Annotated in this window: 16 protein-coding genes and 2 pseudogenes; 5 read left to right on the forward strand and 13 right to left on the reverse strand. The window is 71.2% G+C overall.

Going from position 1 to position 16,630, the window contains the following annotated elements; genetic code table 11:
- Position 1 precedes the first annotated feature (1 nt).
- A complete protein-coding gene (locus HEP85_RS10375; RefSeq protein WP_168524944.1) occupies positions 2-217 on the forward strand; it encodes a hypothetical protein in 216 nt (71 codons plus the stop codon).
- Here the strand turns inward: HEP85_RS10375 and HEP85_RS10380 are convergent.
- From HEP85_RS10380 to HEP85_RS10395, 4 genes and pseudogenes are all read right to left on the reverse strand, one after another.
- Positions 199-348 (reverse strand): annotated as a pseudogene (locus tag HEP85_RS10380) (aminocyclopropane-1-carboxylate deaminase/D-cysteine desulfhydrase family protein); the annotation flags it as partial. The gene HEP85_RS10375 and the pseudogene HEP85_RS10380 overlap by 19 nt on opposite strands.
- Positions 349-589: 241 nt before the next feature.
- Positions 590-2,176 (reverse strand): TROVE domain-containing protein, encoded by a 1,587-nt coding sequence (locus HEP85_RS10385; RefSeq protein WP_329286996.1) that lies wholly within the window; start codon positions 2,174-2,176, stop codon positions 590-592.
- A 543-nt stretch (positions 2,177-2,719) separates the two neighbouring features.
- A complete protein-coding gene (locus HEP85_RS10390) occupies positions 2,720-4,165 on the reverse strand; it encodes an alkaline phosphatase PhoX (protein ID WP_168527524.1) in 1,446 nt (481 codons plus the stop codon).
- Positions 4,166-4,397: 232 nt separating this feature from the next.
- Entirely contained in the window at positions 4,398-5,819 is a 1,422-nt protein-coding gene (locus tag HEP85_RS10395; RefSeq protein WP_369657671.1) for a hypothetical protein, read from the reverse strand.
- Between the two features lie 437 nt (positions 5,820-6,256).
- Here HEP85_RS10395 and HEP85_RS10400 point away from each other — a divergent pair, with 437 nt between their 5' ends.
- Entirely contained in the window at positions 6,257-8,083 is a 1,827-nt protein-coding gene (locus HEP85_RS10400; protein ID WP_168527525.1) for an endonuclease/exonuclease/phosphatase family protein, read from the forward strand.
- A 61-nt stretch (positions 8,084-8,144) separates the two neighbouring features.
- On the opposite strand, the gene HEP85_RS10405 is transcribed toward HEP85_RS10400, so the two are convergent.
- From HEP85_RS10405 to HEP85_RS10420, 4 genes are all read right to left on the reverse strand, one after another.
- Positions 8,145-8,879, reverse strand: coding sequence for an SRPBCC domain-containing protein (locus HEP85_RS10405; RefSeq protein WP_168527526.1), 735 nt, complete (start codon positions 8,877-8,879; stop codon positions 8,145-8,147).
- A 19-nt stretch (positions 8,880-8,898) separates the two neighbouring features.
- Positions 8,899-9,600: a helix-turn-helix domain-containing protein gene (locus HEP85_RS10410; protein WP_168527527.1), complete on the reverse strand. Its 702-nt coding sequence runs from the start codon at positions 9,598-9,600 to the stop codon at positions 8,899-8,901.
- Between the two features lie 151 nt (positions 9,601-9,751).
- Entirely contained in the window at positions 9,752-10,420 is a 669-nt protein-coding gene (locus HEP85_RS10415; RefSeq protein ID WP_329287006.1) for a hypothetical protein, read from the reverse strand.
- A complete protein-coding gene (locus tag HEP85_RS10420) occupies positions 10,417-10,560 on the reverse strand; it encodes a hypothetical protein (RefSeq protein WP_168527528.1) in 144 nt (47 codons plus the stop codon). Before HEP85_RS10420 ends, HEP85_RS10415 begins: the two co-directional genes overlap by 4 nt.
- A gap of 176 nt (positions 10,561-10,736) precedes the next feature.
- On the opposite strand from HEP85_RS10420, the gene dapA reads away from it, so the two are divergent.
- Positions 10,737-11,657, forward strand: coding sequence for a 4-hydroxy-tetrahydrodipicolinate synthase (dapA, locus tag HEP85_RS10425; RefSeq protein ID WP_356015807.1), 921 nt, complete (start codon positions 10,737-10,739; stop codon positions 11,655-11,657).
- Here dapA and HEP85_RS10430 read toward each other — a convergent pair whose 3' ends face one another.
- On the reverse strand, positions 11,658-12,872 hold the full coding sequence (locus HEP85_RS10430) for a WD40 repeat domain-containing protein (RefSeq protein WP_168527530.1): 1,215 nt from the start codon (positions 12,870-12,872) through the stop codon (positions 11,658-11,660).
- Positions 12,869-13,429: a SigE family RNA polymerase sigma factor gene (locus tag HEP85_RS10435; protein WP_369657672.1), complete on the reverse strand. Its 561-nt coding sequence runs from the start codon at positions 13,427-13,429 to the stop codon at positions 12,869-12,871. Before HEP85_RS10435 ends, HEP85_RS10430 begins: the two co-directional genes overlap by 4 nt.
- A gap of 150 nt (positions 13,430-13,579) precedes the next feature.
- On the opposite strand from HEP85_RS10435, the gene HEP85_RS10440 reads away from it, so the two are divergent.
- Positions 13,580-14,083, forward strand: coding sequence for a hypothetical protein (locus tag HEP85_RS10440; RefSeq protein WP_329287015.1), 504 nt, complete (start codon positions 13,580-13,582; stop codon positions 14,081-14,083).
- A 319-nt stretch (positions 14,084-14,402) separates the two neighbouring features.
- Here the strand turns inward: HEP85_RS10440 and HEP85_RS10445 are convergent, their stop codons facing one another.
- Together HEP85_RS10445 and HEP85_RS10450 are read right to left on the reverse strand one after the other, a co-directional pair.
- Entirely contained in the window at positions 14,403-14,624 is a 222-nt protein-coding gene (locus HEP85_RS10445; RefSeq protein WP_168527533.1) for a hypothetical protein, read from the reverse strand.
- An 82-nt stretch (positions 14,625-14,706) separates the two neighbouring features.
- Entirely contained in the window at positions 14,707-15,474 is a 768-nt protein-coding gene (locus HEP85_RS10450) for a hypothetical protein (protein WP_168527534.1), read from the reverse strand.
- 134 nt (positions 15,475-15,608) lie between these two features.
- Between HEP85_RS10450 and HEP85_RS10455 the strand changes: the two are divergent.
- Positions 15,609-16,022, forward strand: a pseudogene (locus tag HEP85_RS10455) (hypothetical protein); the annotation flags it as partial.
- A 133-nt stretch (positions 16,023-16,155) separates the two neighbouring features.
- Here HEP85_RS10455 and HEP85_RS10460 read toward each other — a convergent pair.
- Entirely contained in the window at positions 16,156-16,401 is a 246-nt protein-coding gene (locus HEP85_RS10460) for a DUF2283 domain-containing protein (RefSeq protein ID WP_168527535.1), read from the reverse strand.
- Positions 16,402-16,630: the final 229 nt, after the last annotated feature.

Genomic DNA, 16,630 nt, shown 5'->3' on the forward strand with positions numbered 1-16,630 from the left:
CATGCCCACCCCGTCACCACCTTCCACACCGTCCACGCCCGGCCCGCCGGGCCAACCCGGCCAACCCTGCGAATCCGGCCTGCCCCCGGCCCGCCTCGGCACCGCCCTCTTCGTCACCGTCACCGCCCGCCTCATGGTCGGCGCCGACTCCACCGTGGTCAATGTCGCCCTGGCCATCACCGGGCGCCGCCGACAGGATCAGAAGAGCACGCTGTAGGCGTTCAGGGCGGGCTGGCCGCCGAGATGGGCGTACAGGACGGTGGCGTCGCGCCCGATCTCGCCGCGTGCCACCAGGTCGATGATCCCGGCCATCGACTTCCCCTCGTAGACGGGGTCGGTGACCATCCCATTGATCCCGCCGTACACCACACCGGAGTTGCAGTCCTCCCGCTCGGCCCAGAGCGCGGCACCCCCCGAGGTGCCGCGTCAGCCGCTCCAGCGGATGCACCGGCGAGGGCCCGAACAGCAGCGGGTAAGGCACGTACGAGGAAAGGGACATGGAGCCGGCCTGCCTCTCCACCCCACCGCGCCCGCGCCCGGGCCGGGCAAGTCACCGCGTCGCCCGATGACTTCCCCGGCGGCCCCGCGCTCATTCACTCATCCACGGCCAGAGCCCGTCCCTGCCGGACTCGAGCAGGGAGACCATCCGGAACGCCGTGTCCGACAGGCCCCCGAACGTGTGCCGGTTGTCCTTGCCGGCCGGTCCGTGGCCGGCCCGGTAGCCGGCGAGGTTCCAGGTGTAGACCGGTACGTGCGCCGGGACCTGCTCGGTCGGGTCGCCGTGGTGGCTGTACGCGGCCTGCTCGTCCGTGACGATGAGCACCCGGTCGTGCCCCCGGTAGTGCGCCCGTACCGCCTCGCTGGTGTTCGTGCCACCGAGGTCGCCGAAGCGCTCCAGCACCTTCAGCACCGACTCGCCCCCGCGGAACCGCACCCGGTCGCTGCTGGTGCCGAACTGGACCAGGTCCGCGTCCGCCGCGCGCAGGGCGAGCGCCGTGCCGAAGACCGCCGCAGCGTCGGCCCGGTTGAGCTCCGAGCGGTCCGACAGCCGCGAGAAGAACATCGAGCCGGACCGGTCGACGAGCACGAGCGTCCGTCCGGGCAGCGCCGGCACGTTGGCCAGCGAGTGCCCGAGCGCCTGCTCCAGCGGGTACGACCAGCGCAGCGAGGGCGCGTGCTGGTAGGCGGCCAGATAGCGGAAGGGGAACTGGCGCGACCGTGCCACCTCCGCCGGGTCGCTGATCCGCACCGCGACCCGGGCCGCCACGTCGTCGCCGACACCCGCCTCGTCGAAGTTCCGCAGGTTGCGAACGAGCGCCATCGTGCCCATGGACGGGATCACGGCCTCCCAGGCCGCCTTGTCCATCGGACCCTGCAGCCAGCCCGCCAGCGCCTCCCAGGTGAGACCCGCCGCCGCGAGCCGCTCGGCACCGTCCGGAGCCGTCACGACCGCGCGCCGCTCGGCGACGGGCACCGCCATCAGCTCACGGTGCGCGACGAGCACACGGTTCGAGGCGGGCGGCAGCGCCGTGTCGGGGTTGTGGCGCCGGTCCAGGGCGTACTGGAACAGCTCGCCCTGCCACGGCTTGTCGGGGTCGGGCGCCGCGTGCACCAGGTTGAGGATGTCGCCGAAGCGGTAGCCCTTGGACGCGGTGTCGTACTTCAGCAGCGACTTGCCGTTGTACAGACGTCGTACGGCGTCGGCGATGCCGCGCTTGACGGGCTTGGGCACGTTGCGGCCGTACCGGGAGGTCCAGTAGGCGAGCAGCTCGCCGGGCTCGTCGGGGCGGCGCAGCACGGAGGCGACGACCTGACGGTTGGCGGGGCCGTCGGTGGCGCCCGCGTCGAGGCGTGCCTTCACGTACTCGGCGGCGCCCACGACCGAGGCGGAGCGCAGGTTGCCGTCGCCGCGCAGCCAGCCGAGCAGGGCGGCCGTCCACGAGGGGTCGTGGACGGCGAGCTCGCGCACCAGCGTGGCGAACCGGTCGTCGCGGTCGGCGCCGCTCTCGTAGAAGGTCTGCTGCGAGACGAAGTGGGAGACGGCGAGCAGAAAGAGCTCGGAGCGCGCGTCGCGCTCCCGTCCGCGGCCGCCCTGATGTGTCCGCAGGACGCGGCCGGTCGAGGTGACCCGCGAAGTGGGCTGTGCCTTCGCGGCCTTGGTGTTGAATCGCGCCATGATGAATTCCCCCGAATTCTCGGTACGACGGTGACGTCGTGTTTCGGAGGGAGGCGCGGCAAAGGGAGGGTGCCCGAGTTCAGAGGGCGGCGACGGACCAGCCAGATGCTCTACCGATTGAGCTACGCCGGCCGAAGCCGGCGGCGGGACTCGAACCCGCAACCGTCCGATCCCATGAAGTAGCCGTCGCCTGCGCACCGGGCACCGGGCACCCACCTTGAGCTGCGCCTCCCGAGATCAGAATCGGCGGCGGCATGGGATTCTTTTGCAGAGAAGTAGCCGCAGCCCGCGCACCGGGAGGTGCATGAAATTGTGGTGTCCAGAGTTCAGGATCGGCGGAACCGACAAGGTGCTCTAACCCCTGAGCTACACCGGCCTGTTGTACCGGTGGCGGGACTCGAACCCGCGGCCGCCCCATTATGAGTGGAAGTAGGTCCTGCCTTCGCACCTGGACGTGCATCACTCTAGGAGGCGTACCGCGGAACGGGCGAGCGAATTAATCGTGGGGCGAATGCGCGGAGTTCAGCCGCGTTTCCACGGAGTTCATCCGCGCTTCTGGCGCTTCCAGGGACCCGTGATCGCGAGCATGATTCCGGGTTCCTGGATGTTCGCGAACAGCGTCCGGCCGTCCGGCGAGAAGGTGACGCCGGTGAACTCGCTGTAGGCCGGCTCGCCTTCGGTGCCGATGTTGAGCTCGTTGCGGGCGATCGGGTACGTACGTCCGCTGTCGGTGGCGCCGAACAGGTGCTGGACGCCTTCGCCGTCCTCGGCGATGACCAGACCCCCGTACGGGGAGACCGTGATGTTGTCGGGACCGTCGAAGGCACCGTCCACGGACGGGTCGGGGTTCACTCCGATCAGGACCTTCAGGGTCAGGGTGCGGCGCTTGGGGTCGTAGAACCAGACCTGGCCGTCGTGCTGGACGGGGCTCTCCTCGCGGGCGTACGAGGAGACGATGTAGACGCCGCCGTCGCCCCACCACATGCCTTCGAGCTTGCGGGCGCGGGTGACCTCACCGGCGGCGAACTGCTTGCGTACGGAGACCGTCCTGGCGTCACGGTCGGGGACGTCCACCCAGTCGACGCCGTACACGGTGCCGATCTTCGTGGCGCGGGACAGGTCGTCGACGAAACGGCCGCCGGAGTCGAAGCACTTGAAGGCCTGCAGGGCGCCCGCGTCGTCGGCGAGGGTGCGCAGTTGTCCGTGGCCGTGCTCGAAGCCCTGCGGCGGGGTCCACCGGTACAGCAGGCCGTTGGGCGTCGCCGCGTCCTCGGTGAGGTAGAGGCGGCCGCGCTTGGCGTCGACGACGACGGCCTCGTGGGCGTACCGGCCGAGCGCCTTGATCGGCTCGGGGTTCCGGTGGCGGCGGCGGTCGGCGGGGTCGACCTCGAAGACGTAGCCGTGGTCCTTGGTCATGCCGCTCTGGCCGGCCTTGTCCTCGGTCTCCTCGCAGGTGAGCCAGGTGTCCCAAGGGGTGTTGCCGCCCGCGCAGTTGGTGGACGTGCCGGCGATGCCGACCCACTCGGCGACCTTGTCGTGGCGAACCTCGACGACGGTGCAGCCACCGGACGCGGCCGGGTCGTAGACCAGGCCCTCGGTGAGCGGCACGGGGTACTTCCAGTTGTCGCGGGTGCCCTTGAGCTCGTGGTTGTTGACGAGGAGGGTGGCGCCGCGCGGGCCGTCGAAGGTGGACGTGCCGTCGTGGTTGGACGGCGTGAACTCACCGGATTCCAGCTTGGTCCGGCCGCTGTAGGTGATGACGCGGTAGGAGAATCCGGCGGGCAGCGCGAGTACGCCCTTGGGGTCGGGGACCAGCGGTCCGTAGCCCACACCGCCGTGCCGGTCCGCGGACTCCTCTCCCACACTCTCCGTGTCGGTGGAGGCGAGGGCGTTCGGGGCGGTGGCGAGGGCGCCCACACTGCCGGCCAGGGCCACTCCGGCACCGGTGATCGCGGATCGTCTGGCGAAGTCCCTGCGGGTGAGCGACATGGGTGTCTCCTGTGACGGTGAGGATGACCATGGAAGGCTACGGAGGGCCGCGGACGGCGTTGCGGGCACACCGTCCCGCCCCGGCCTGAACGGGAGTTGAACGCCCGGCGACTTCACCGGACTCCCTTCCATGAATCCGTAAGGGCTGGACCACAGGTACCCAAAACGCCCTCAGCCGTCCCCTCGCGCGCCCGCTCTCCCCGACGCGGCGCGCGGATCCCGGCCGGCGCCCTCAGCCCCCTTGTTGCGACCGTGCCTTGAACGCGGCCTTGCGGGCTTCCTTGGCGACCTTCTTGTCGGGGTGCAGGCGCCCCATCGCCTCCAGGACGTCGGGCGTGGCGGGGTGGTCGACCCGCCAGGCCGCGGCGAAGAAGCCGCCGTGCTGCTGCGCCAGGCCCTCCACGAGACCCTGCAGCTCCGCGGAGTTCCCCTCGGCCGCGAGTTGCGCGGCGACCGTGTCGATGGTGAGCCAGAAGATCATCGCCTCGGACGGCGGGGGCACGTCGACGGCGCCGTGCTCGGAGAGCCAGACCCGGGCGAGGCCGCCCAGCTCGGCGTCGTCGAGGACGTCACGCAGCGCGGGCTCGGCCTCCATGCCGACGAGGGAGAGCGCCTGCTGACAGCGCAGCCGCCGCAGCGGCGCGCCGGCGTCGCCGCCGCGTGCCGCGGCGAGCAACTCCCGGGCGGCGGGGAGGGGTTCACGCCGGGCGAGCCACTGCTCGGTCTCGGCCTGCGCCGCGGCCGGCGGGAAGGCGCCGGTGCCGTCCAGCAGCGCGTCCGCGCCCTTGTCCACCAGGTCACCCACCGCGGGAACGGAGAACCCCGCCTCCAGCAGCCGGGCCCGCAGCCCGTAAAGACCGAGCGGGGTCAGCTGCACCATCCCGTACCGTGAGACGTCCGTCTCGTCGAGGGGGCCTGCCGACTCCTCGTCGGTGTCCGCCATCAGCGCCTCGTCGACCGGCTGGAAGTCGACGAGTCCGACGGGTTCCAGCAGCCGGAACTGGTCGTCGAGCCGCATCATCGCGTCCGACACCTGTTCCAGCACGTCGTTGCTGGGGTCTCCCATGTCATCGGGCACGATCATCGACGCGGCGAGGGCCGGCAGCGGCACCGGCCCCTCCCCGCCCTCGCTCACGGTCAGCAGGTACAGATTGGCGAGCACGCCGTCCAGGAACTCGGCCTCGGCCTCGGGGTCCCAGGCCAGCGAGGAGAGGTCGAGCTCCCCGCCGTCCTCCACCGCTCCGGCCAGCTCGTCGAGGTCGGGCACGCTCGCGTCGGCGAGCACCGCCTCCAGGGCGACGAGCCACACCCCCAGGACGTCCTGGGGCCCGCCGGAGGTGAGCAGGGTGAGGTCCGCGCCCGCGGCGACGGTGCCCTCGTCCTCGTCCACGATCTCCACGAGTCCGGTGTCGACGGCGATCCGCCAGGCCTCACTGGCGAAGGCCGCGGCGTCGTCACCGCTCAGCCCGAGCGCGTCGGCCGCCCCGGCGAGCTGCTCCTCGACGAGTTCACCGCCCGCGCCGACCCGCGTGTCCGGCCCGGCCCAGCGGGCCAGCCGCGCGGCGCGGGAGAGCAGCGGCGTGGCGAGCGCGTCCCGCGCCAGCTCCGCTTCGGACGTCAGCCGCACCGGCGGCAAGGGGGAGCTGTCTGACATCGGCTGGGTTCTCCTCCGAACGATCAGGACCCGACGAACGGGACCGGACAGGACCCGACGAACAGGACCGGTACAAGCATGACGGACAGGGGTGGGCTTGACGGCGAGGACAGGCGGGATACGGCAGGGGGTCCGTCGAGACCAGGAGCCCGCCCTGGACACGCACACCCGGACGCCACCCCGGAAATCCACGTGGACGACTCAGCCTAGACGGATTTCCACCCATGCCGCCCGGTTCATGTCCCTGCCAAAAGCTGGACACCACCGAAACCTTGACAACTCCCCCGCTCACACACGAGATTGACGCGCGTAGAAGTTCAACGGGGGTTGGGCTCGCCGATTTTTTCTACGCGCGTCACCGATCCGCATACGGGTCGTGTTCCCCCCACCGCTTCACCCTCGTCCCGGCGCTCATGTATGTCCCCGGAGGGATTCCCTTGCCGAGCAAGAGAACCGCGCGCATCGGCGCGCTGACCGTAGCCGCGGTCTGTTCCACCGTCTCCGCCGTCGTGCTCACCGCACCGGCCCACGCGGACACCGTCCGCATCCACGACATCCAGGGCACGACCCGGGTGTCCCCGTACGCGGGCCGGCAGGTCACGGACGTGGCGGGCGTGGTGACGGGGGTGCGGACCTACGGCTCGTCCAAGGGCTTCTGGATCCAGGACCCCACCCCGGACGCCGACCCCGCCACCAGTGAGGGCGTCTTCGTCTTCACCAGCTCCACCCCGAAGGTGGCGGCCGGCGACTCGGTCACGGTCTCGGGCACCGTCTCGGAGTTCGTGCCGGGCGGAGCCTCCACCGGTAACCAGTCGGTGACGGAGATCACCAAGCCGGTGGTCACGGTGCTGTCGTCCGGCAACCCGGTCCCCGCCGCCACGGTGATCAACCGCCGTTCCGTGCCGGACGCCTACACCCCCGCCGGTGACACGGCGGCGAGCGGCTCGGTCAACGCGCTCACCCTGGAGCCGAAGAAGTACGCCCTGGACTACTACGAGTCCCTGGAGGGCATGAACGTCCAGGTCGCCGACACCCGTGTGGTCACCGCGACCGACCCGTACAGCGAGCTGTGGGTCACCGTGAAGCCGCACGAGCACGCCGGCCGGCGCGGCGGCACCGTCTACGGCGCGTACACCTCGCAGAACACCGGGCGTCTGCAGATCCAGTCCCTGGGAGCGACCGCCGACTTCCCCGCCGCGAACGTCGGTGACGAGCTCGCCGGCACCACCGAGGGCCCGCTCGACTTCAACCAGTTCGGCGGCTACACGCTCGTCGCGAGCCGGCTGGGCACCCTGGACAAGGGCGGCCTGCAGCGCGAGACGACCCGCCGGCAGTCGCGCGGCGAGCTGGCGGTGGCGACGTACAACGTGGAGAACCTCGACCCGGGTGACGGCACCTTCGCCGCCCACGCGGCCGCGATCGTGAACAACCTCCAGTCGCCCGACATCGTGTCCCTGGAGGAGATCCAGGACAACAACGGCGCGACGGACGACGGCACGGTAGCCGCCGACCAGACGGTGAACAAGCTGATCGACGCGATCGTCGCGGCGGGCGGCCCGAAGTACGAATGGCGTTCCATCGACCCGGTCAACGACCAGGACGGCGGCGAGCCGGGCGGCAACATCCGTCAGGTGTTCCTGTTCAACCCGCAGCGGGTCTCCTTCACGGACCGCGCGGGCGGCGACTCGACGACCGCCGTCGGCGTCACCAAGGTGCACGGCACGGCGCGGCTGACCGCCTCCCCGGGCCGGATCGACCCGGGCAACACGGCCTGGACGTCCAGCCGCAAGCCCCTCGCCGGCGAGTTCGTCTTCCGCGGCCGCACGGTCTTCGTGATCGCGAACCACTTCGCCTCCAAGGGCGGCGACCAGGGTCTGACCGCGCAGTACCAGCCTCCGGTGCGCAGTTCGGAGACCCAGCGCCACCTCCAGGCGACCGCGGAGAACACCTTCGTGAACCAGATCCTGAAGGCCCAGAAGGACGCCGACGTGATCGCGCTCGGCGACCTGAACGACTTCGAGTTCTCGGACACCGCGAAGATCCTGGAGGGTCACGGCGAGCTCTGGTCGGCGATCAAGTCGCTGCCGAAGAGCGAGCGTTACACGTACGACTACCAGGGCAACGAGCAGGTCCTCGACCAGATCCTGGTCAGCCCGTCGATCCGCCGCGACTGCGACCTCGACTACGACAGCGTGCACGTCAACTCGGAGTTCTCCGACCAGATCAGCGACCACGACCCGCAGGTGCTGAGGTTCAGGCCGTAACCCCGTGTGCGGAAGAGCCCGGCCCCGTCGTCCGGGGGGCCGGGCTCTTTCCTGTGGGCGCTCAGGCCGCGAACACGCCGTTCAGCCAGCCCCGCCAGGCCGTCTCGTCGCGCTTGGCATCGGCGTCGGCCGCGAAGTCGTGGACGCTGATGCCGACGGGGGCACCCCAGTGGTTGCGTCCGAAGAAACGCAGCAACTGGTCCTCGGTACGCAGGCCGATGAAGTACGGGTTACGGAAGTCGAGTACGGCGTCGAGGAGTTGGCCCTCGGGTCCCCGTGCCCGTACGCGCGCCCCCGCCTCGGTGTCGTCGGCGAGCCCGAGCGCACGCCCCACCGCGGTGAAGGCGTCGGACGCCATGGACGCCTCGGGTCCGTCGAAGGTGGCGAAGGCGACCGGGCGGCCCGCGAAGTGCGTCACGTACTCCCGCAGGGTGTGCAGATAGAAGTCCGTGTGCCGGCTCGCCCCGTCGTACTGGTTGTCCCAGTCCTCGACGAAGATGCCGCTGTGCACGTAGCGCATCCAGGAACGGCGGCCGTCGTCGCGCGGCTCGATGGTCTCGTCGATCTGGTTGAGGGTCTGCTGGGAGATGCCCTGGACGTCCTCGACCCGGCTGGTCAGGCGGTGCGGCGGGTCCCAGTTGGTGAGTGTGGAACCGAAGGGTCCGCTGCCTCCCTGGCGCGGCTCGAACTCCATCGGCCACAGCCAGCCACCGATGCCACTGGTGATGGCCTCCCACATCTGCTCCGGGGTGGCGTCGACCTCGAACTCGCGGGCGATCTCGAATTCCTTGGACATGGCGGTGATTCTCCTGGGGTCAGCCCTGGGCGGGCGGGATCGGGGCAGGGGCCGTGGCGGCGATGGCGGAGGACGTCGCCGAGGAAGCCGCCGCGACGGGAGCGGCACCGGGCGGCGCGGCAGGATCGGTGACGGACTCCGGTTTGACCGTGGGGTGGACGGCGACGACGATCCGGTGATCCCGTCCGCCCTCCGCGTTCCCGTCGTGGTACTTGCGGATGAGCGCGCCGACCCCCTGCGTCAGCTCCTCGATGAACGCGGCACGGTCGGCGGCGGTCGCGAAGGTCACCTCGCCGTCGAGCGCGAACGTGGCGAGCCGCTTGCGGGCCTTGGTCGCGCCGGTGATCAGCGAGCCGACGTCCCGGACCAGCCGGGCGCCGAGCGCGAGCAGCCAGCGGGCCGAGAGCTGATCGCGGAAGCGGTCCGGATCGGGCTGCACGGCGGCGAGCGCGAGCGGCGAGATGACGTACGACGCCGCGGTCGCCCGCATCAGCCGCTCGGTGACGTTGCCCTTGCGGCGCTCGCCCGCCAGCTCGACCAGGCCGTGCCGCTCCAGCGTCTTCAGGTGGTAGTTCACCTTCTGCCGCGGCAGCCCGACCTTGCCGGCCAGCATGGCGGCCGACGCGGGTCCGGCGGCCAGCTCGGCCAGCAGCCGGGCCCGTATCGGGTCCAACGAGACGGCTGCGGCCTCTGCGTCCTCGATGACGGTCACATCCAACATGCCCCTACCGTCTCACCGAACACTTTTTTTGTCCAGGAGGGTGGAGTTGTCGGTCGGGTGGCGGAGGGAAGGGGCTGCGCGGGCGTACGCGAAGCCGGCGGCGGCGCACCGGCGGGCGCACGGTGCGCGTGGCCGCCGGTGTCCCGCTTCGCTACCCCCGCTCCCCGCTCTCGCCGAGTCGCGCCAGCTGGGTCTGGAACCAGTCGAGTCGGGCCTGCAACAGGGCCGCCTCGGCGGCGAGTTCGGACACCCCGAACCCGGCGGCCGGATCCACCACCGCGATCCCGCTCCCGGCACGGACCCGCAGCCCCTCCCCCGCCAGCCGGGCGAACCCGGCGAGCGACACGGACCCGCGGCCGCGTACGCAACCCGCGCAGGCCGCCGTCAGACCGCGCCGGCCCGGCCGCCCCCAGCCGGCGTCAGCGAGCGCGGTGGCCACCGCACCGCACGCGCAGGGGCCGACCGTCACGGTGCGCACCCGCTGGCGGGCGTAGCGGAAACCCTGCTCGAAGCGGATGTACGCGCCGAGGACGGTGACCTCCAGAAGGGCGGCCGCCCGGTGCTCGGTGGTGCACAGCAGCGCCTCGGCGGCGGCGCGGTCGTGCACGCAGTGGAAGCCGCAGTCGCAGCGGCGGTGCGGCGTACGGTGCCGCAGCCCGTAGACGCAGCGCGCCTCGTCCAGCACTCCGTACGGCAGCGCGCCACCCAGCGAGACGCCGGTGAACCCGGCCCGGGTGCCGTCCTGGGACAGCACCGGGTGGGCGATCTTGTATCCGGTCGGCGGCTCCGTCGGGCGTTCCTCGGGGAGCCGCAGCCTCATCGGGCGACCGGGACCTCTTCGGGCGCGGCCGTCTCCGGCTCCGCGACCTCCGCGATCCCCTCGGCCTGCCGGAGATCCTCTTCGTCCGCGCGGACCTGCTCCTCCGCGACTCCGGTGGCGAGTGCCCTGCCCAGCCTCATGACGCCTCCCGCGATCTGCCGTCGACTTCCGTCCTCGTCATGGTGACCCATGGGGGCCCGAGTTGGCACCAGTGCCTCCGGGAAGCCCCCGAAAGAGGCACCTCGTAGCAGCCCTTCCGACCATGTCGTAGAAGAATTAAGTGGAGCTTCACCATGAGGGTGCCGAGACTGCTCACATGACGCACATCCCTCGCACCACGGCCACGGCCACACCCGCGCCTCCCTTCGGCCGTGCGCTCTGCGCGATGGTCACGCCCTTCACCGAAGCGGGTGCGCTCGACCTCGACGGGGCGGCGCTGCTCGCCGACCGGCTGGTCCGCGGAGGCTGCGACGGTCTGGTCCTGTCCGGCACCACGGGCGAGTCCCCGACCACGACGGACGCCGAGAAGTCCGCGCTCGTGCGGGCCGTGCGGGAGGCGGTCGGGAGCCGTGTGTCGATCCTCGCGGGCGTCGGCACCGCCGACACACGGCACACGGTGGAGCTGGCCCAGGAGGCCGAGAAGGCGGGAGCGGACGGTCTGTTGGCCGTCACCCCGTACTACAGCAGGCCGCCGCAGGACGCCGTCGAGGCCCACTTCCGGGAGGTCGCCGACGCCACCGGGCTGCCGCTCGTCCTCTACGACATCCCCGGCCGCACCGGCACCCGCATCGAGCCCGACACCCTGATCCGGCTCGCTGGGCACCCCCGGATCGTGGCCGTCAAGGACTGCGCGTACGACCTGCTCGGCACCCAGAAGGTGCTGGCCCGGACGGAGTTGGCGTACTACACCGGGTGCGACGAGTACGTGCTCGCGCTGCGGGCGATCGGCGGGGCCGGATACGTCAGCACGGTGGCGAACGCGGCCCCGGGCGCCTTCCGCGCGATCCTCGACGCGTTCGACTCCGGGGACACCGCCGAGGCGGCCCGCCGCCAGCGGCAGGTGATCCCGCTGGTCGAGTCGATGATGTCGGCCGGTCTGCCCGGCGCGGTCACGGCGAAGGCCCTGCTCGGCCGGCTCGGCCTGCCCGCGGGTCCGGTCCGCGCGCCGCTGCGGTCCGCCGGCCCGGAGGTGGCCGACGGTCTGCTGGCGGTGTACGAAGAACTGGTGGCCTGCTGATCAGCGCTCGGCGAAGACGGGCTCCCACGACTGCCGCGTCGGGTCGCTGTTCAGTGCCGGGCCACCGCTCAGTGGTACGACCTTGTCGCTGCCGATCGTCACCAGCACGAGCTGGGGCCGGTACAGGGTCCCGCCCGGGAGCCTCTCCCAGGCGATGAGCCTCTTGTCGTCGACCCAGGCGAGCAACTCCGCTCCACGCACCAGGGTGATCCGTTTGCCGGTGCGCGGATCGAGGAGCGCGGAGTACGACTTGTCGGGCTTCTCGCGCGTCAGGCCGCTCGCGGCGAGGCCGCCGTCCGGGGACAGCCGCGCGCCGACGTCCGCCCGGAGGTACAACTCGTTCGCGGGTGCGGGCACCTTCGCGCCCTCCAGGTCGTAGAACTGCTGCATGCCGTCCCGGCCCCCCGCCACGACGACCCGGGAGTACACCAGCCTGCCGTCGCGGCTGAAGGCGAAGTCCTCACGGGCGCCGGTGGAGCGGCCGGGTGCGACGCCGCTCCAGGTCCCCTTGCCGGAGGCCACGTCGACGACGAGGAACCCGGACCTGCTCGACCCGCCGTAGCGCGCCATCCAGTCGGTCCCGGAGGTGCCGTGCACCTTGTCGCGCAGGTCCGGGTTCTCGTCGTAGGTCGTCGCGACGAGCCTGCTCCCGTCCCGGGAGAACGCGAGTCCCCCCACCCCGTGGTCGACCGGGATCCACCGCTCGATCCTGCCGGTGGTGAGGTCGAGCAGACCGATCCTCCGGGTGGGCAGGTCGTTCTCCAGGACGGCGGCGGTCCGCAGACCGGGGGCGACGGCGACGAACGACCACTTGCTGTTCTTCTCGTATCGTCCGGACCTCGGGTCGAGCAGCCAGTAGGTGCGGGTGTAGACGGCGCGGTCCTTCGTCTGCGGCACGGACTTCGCGGTGTAGTACGCGCCCAGCGCCACGTCGCCTGCCGCGATCAGGTCACGCGGCGGCGACTGGTCCGGGTGGGCGCTCAACCCGGTTCCGTCCAGAACGCTCGCGGGGCGTACGTCGTCCCTGCCGGAGACGAGCGGCACCGCCACGGCGACGGCGACCACCGCGGCGGCGGCCGCGGCGACGGAGCCGAGCGTACGGGTGCGCCGGCGCCGGCGGACGGCCAGCACGCGGTCGGCGAAGCCCGGTCCCACGGAGGGCTGTTCAGCGGCCTGCTCCCGCAGGGAGTCGCGCACCAGTTGGTCGACGTTCACGATCGCACCTCCACGGGCGAGAAGTCACGGGACGGCTGCTGCCCGGCCTCCCCCGTTCCCAGCGTGGCCAGTTCAGGGGCGAGGGCGCGCAGCCGGGCGAGCGAGCGGTGTGTCGTGGACCGCACAGTCCCGACGGAGCAGCCGAGGAGCCGGGACACGTCGGCCTCGGGCAGGTCCTCGTAGTAGCGCAGTACGAGAACGGTGCGCTGGCGTGCGGTGAGCCGGGCCAGCGCGCCGCGCATCACGACGCGCAGGTCGGCCGCGGCCGAGGAGTCCGTGCCGTGGTGCGCGCCCTCCGGCGGCTCGGCGACGCTCACCTCCCGCCGGGGCCACTTCAGCCGCCAGCGGCTCACCTGCTGCCGGTAGAGGATCTGCCGTACGTACGCCTCGGGTTCGTCGATGCGGTGCCAGCGCCCGGCGGCCTTGATCAGGGCGGTCTGCAGCAGGTCCTCGGCGGCGTGGCGGTCCCCGCCGCTGAGCAGGACGGCCGTCCTCAGCAGCGCGGACGACCGGTTCGCCACGAACTCCCGGAAATTCTCCTGTGCTTCGGCATCCATCGTCACCTTCGTCTTTCCCGCGGGTCTTCTCCGACGGCCCTCGCCGCACTCCCCTGCCCCGTATGACGCGCGGGACCGTCCGCCACTATGCCCCCGGCCGGAGGGAAATTACGCGGTCCCCTTCACCCGGTGTCCCTTACGGTGGGCCCCGTGAGCCGACCGCTGCTGTTCCTCGACGTCGACGGCCCGCTGAACCCGTACGCGGCCCAGCCGGAGCGCCGGCCCGAGGGGTACACGACGATCCGGGTGACGCTGACCCCCGGCAGGCCCCTGCGTGTCTGGCTCCACCCCGAGCACGGCCGCGCCCTCCTGGGCCTCGGTTACGACCTGTGCTGGGCGACGACCTGGATGGACGCCGCCAACCGCCACATCGGGCCGGTCATCGGTCTGCCCGCGCTCCCGTACGTCGACTTCACCGGCGCCCTGTTCGCCACGCGGCCGGACGGCGTGCACTGGAAGACGGAGCGGATCGTGACGTACGCGGCCGGCCGGCCCTTCGCCTGGGTGGACGACGAACAGTCCCCGGCCGACGACACCTATGTGACCGCCCACCATCCCGCCCCCGCGCTCCTGCACCACGTCGACCCCCGACGGGGCCTGCTCCCACCGGACTTCACCACCCTGGAGGAGTTCGCGGCGACGCTGTCCGCGTAGCGGAGTTGCGGATGCCGCGCGGATCCCCCCGCGAGCTGAGGGCCACCGTGTCCGATGGACACGGCGACGGTGCGGTGAGCACGCTCCTCGTCAGTACGTGTCCTGGGCCGCCGTCGTGTGCTGCCGTGCACACGTACCTCTTCGTCGACGGCCTCGACGTGGTCGCGCGCAGCGACAGCGGAATGGCCGGCCTCGATCCGAGGCGACTGCTCCGCCCGGGCGGACCGCCTTTCCCTGTCCTTCTGACCGGCCTCCCTCAGCCACCTCCCCGCCCGTCGTGCACGTCCAGGGGCAGCGGGGACCGTACGGGACGGGCTGATCATGCGAGCGGCGACAGGCCCAGGCCCTCCAGGTGAGCGAGCAACGAGTCGAGGCACGCGTCCGCCGTGCGCAGGTCCGCACGGAGGAACGCGTCCTCGCCGAGCGGCCCACCGCTGACGACGACCATCCATGCCGACCTCCGCTCGACCATGCGGTCACCGTCGACCTTGAAAACCGTCGTGACTCCGCGCTCGGCCAGCCACTCCATCAGTTCGAGCATGTCCGCTCGCACCCCTCCGGAGAGATCGTCCCAAAAGGCCTCTTGAGTAAGCGAGTCGGCCCGAGTTCGCGCTGACCGCACGTCAGTACCGGTGGCCGGGCCAGTGCGGATCCGTCCAGCGGTCCTCTTCGGTGAGGCCGAGCAGCCGTATCCGGTGCCGCAGATCGACCGACGCGCCCGACTCCCGGAGCCGCACCGTGGCGTGTTCGAGGAGCCAGCGGACCAGTTCGGCGCGCATCTCCTCCTCATCATGCTCGTACCAGCACACTCCCCACGGCAGGCTGTCCCCCAGGAGCTCGTACTCCCATTCCGCCGCCGCCTCGGCGAGACGTCGATCGCTGAGGTGGCCGGTCCGCCTCTCCCACTCGGCCAGCCAAGGACCGACAGTCCCGGAGGCCTCGGCACACACCAGGAAGACTTCGTGCGCCGGGACGATCGCATCCGGGTCGGTCAGGCTCTGCACCCACCAGGCGTGCAGGAAATCCCGTACCGCGTCTGCCTGATCGTCGGACCACTCCTGCCAGCGACCGCGGGCGAAGCAGTACCCGGCCTCGTCCAGCCCGGACAGGGCTTCCGCGCGACCGGCGACCAACACGGTGGCGAACTGCGGCAGTATGCGGCGCAACACGGCCGCGTGATCGGTCCAGTCAACGGCCTGCCAGGTCCGGCGCAGGAGATCCGGCTCCAGTTCCACGTCCGGCGTCTTCAGAAGGGAGAGTTCCTCGGAACTGCCCCAGTGACAGTCGCAGTTGTACTCGTCCGGATGTGCGGTCATACCGCGGAAGGTGCCGGCGAGGTTGTCCAGAGCGGCGCTGAGGCGACGGCGTGCGGGATGGTCGGCGGGATGCATGAGGGACCCGGCCTTCGAGGACTCCGTACGGCTTCCGCCGCCCGAAGATCGCCACCTTACCGCCAAGTTACCGGGATCAGGGCTGGTCCGGCTGCCGCGGTGGAGTCGCGTCGCGCATCCCTTGGGGCTGGGACGCGCTGGCCGACCGGATGTGGCTGAAGCGCGTGGCGGAGCAGGCCGCATGGCAGGGCGAGACGGACCCTGAGCGGCTCACCCGCGCGTTCGTTGCACTCCAGGAGGCCGGTATCACCGCCCGCGAGAACTTCACCTGCTGCCGCACCTGCGGTCAGTCCGAGATCGTCGGCGAAGGCGGGCCCGACGCCCGCGGCTTCGTCCACTTCCACACTCAGTGCACGGACTCCGCCGCGGCCGGGCACGGACTGACGCTTCTCTACGGTGGCTTCGACGGCTCGTCCGAGACGACCACGGCCATCGGCGACGAGGTCGTGGCCGCCCTCGAAGCAGCCGGCCTCAACGCCGAGTGGGACCACGACCCCGACCGGGCCATCACCGTCACTCCCCTGGACTGGCGCCGCCGCCTGGTCGGCTGGGGCGGGTTGCGTTCGAATCACCCAGGTGCGACGCAGAGCAGTGCTCAGGGCTCGTTCGTCGCGGCAGTGAGCCCTTCCCAACCTGCGGTTGAGCGCACCCGGGCGACGGCGGCTGCCGTGCGCCACTCCTTCATGCGCCTTCGGTGTCCAGCCGCTCCGCTGACTCGAGCAGGTACGTGGGCAGTTTTGAGTCGGCCGCCAACACCTCGATACCGATGAGGCGGCCCTGCTCGTCGAAGTCGAGGTTGATCATGCCGTCGACGTCCACCGGATCACAGGGATACATGTGCGCGGAGTGCACGTGGGCCTGTGGATCGGTGAAGTACACGTACGCTGCGTTCACGGTCTTGTCGTAGGTGACCCTGACGTCTGCCACGGTGAACCGGCTCCCTCATGTCGTCGACGGCTGCGCCGTCCTCGCCCGTGCCGGTGCTTCGCCGACCTCATGCTGACGCGCCGAGCTGCAGGACCAGGACGTCCTTGACGATGTCGGTGATGCGGGTGGTGCCGCAAGGAAGTTTGCGGGGGGGCGCCGGGGCCGGAGGGCTGCTGTCCGAGACCCCCGGGTGAGCGAGGGGGAGTACGACGAGGACCACATGCCGGAA

Source organism: Streptomyces sp. RPA4-2 (assembly GCF_012273515.2).
GTDB classification, from domain to species: domain Bacteria; phylum Actinomycetota; class Actinomycetes; order Streptomycetales; family Streptomycetaceae; genus Streptomyces; species Streptomyces kaempferi.

Excerpts from the sequence above, each read along its gene's own strand:
- HEP85_RS10410 (WP_168527527.1), bottom strand. The coding sequence starts at position 9,600 with ATGTTGGATGTGACCGTCATCGAGGACGCAGAGGCCGCAGCCGTCTCG.
- HEP85_RS10375 (WP_168524944.1), top strand. The coding sequence starts at position 2 with ATGCCCACCCCGTCACCACCTTCCACACCGTCCACGCCCGGCCCGCCG.
- HEP85_RS10405 (WP_168527526.1), bottom strand. The coding sequence starts at position 8,879 with ATGTCCAAGGAATTCGAGATCGCCCGCGAGTTCGAGGTCGACGCCACC.
- HEP85_RS10420 (WP_168527528.1), bottom strand. The coding sequence starts at position 10,560 with ATGAGGCTGGGCAGGGCACTCGCCACCGGAGTCGCGGAGGAGCAGGTC.
- HEP85_RS10415 (WP_329287006.1), bottom strand. The coding sequence starts at position 10,420 with ATGAGGCTGCGGCTCCCCGAGGAACGCCCGACGGAGCCGCCGACCGGA.
- HEP85_RS10395 (WP_369657671.1), bottom strand. The coding sequence starts at position 5,819 with ATGTCAGACAGCTCCCCCTTGCCGCCGGTGCGGCTGACGTCCGAAGCG.
- HEP85_RS10450 (WP_168527534.1), bottom strand. The coding sequence starts at position 15,474 with ATGCATCCCGCCGACCATCCCGCACGCCGTCGCCTCAGCGCCGCTCTG.
- HEP85_RS10435 (WP_369657672.1), bottom strand. The coding sequence starts at position 13,429 with ATGGATGCCGAAGCACAGGAGAATTTCCGGGAGTTCGTGGCGAACCGG.
- HEP85_RS10445 (WP_168527533.1), bottom strand. The coding sequence starts at position 14,624 with ATGCTCGAACTGATGGAGTGGCTGGCCGAGCGCGGAGTCACGACGGTT.
- HEP85_RS10390 (WP_168527524.1), bottom strand. The coding sequence starts at position 4,165 with ATGTCGCTCACCCGCAGGGACTTCGCCAGACGATCCGCGATCACCGGT.
- HEP85_RS10385 (WP_329286996.1), bottom strand. The coding sequence starts at position 2,176 with ATGGCGCGATTCAACACCAAGGCCGCGAAGGCACAGCCCACTTCGCGG.
- dapA (WP_356015807.1), top strand. The coding sequence starts at position 10,737 with ATGACGCACATCCCTCGCACCACGGCCACGGCCACACCCGCGCCTCCC.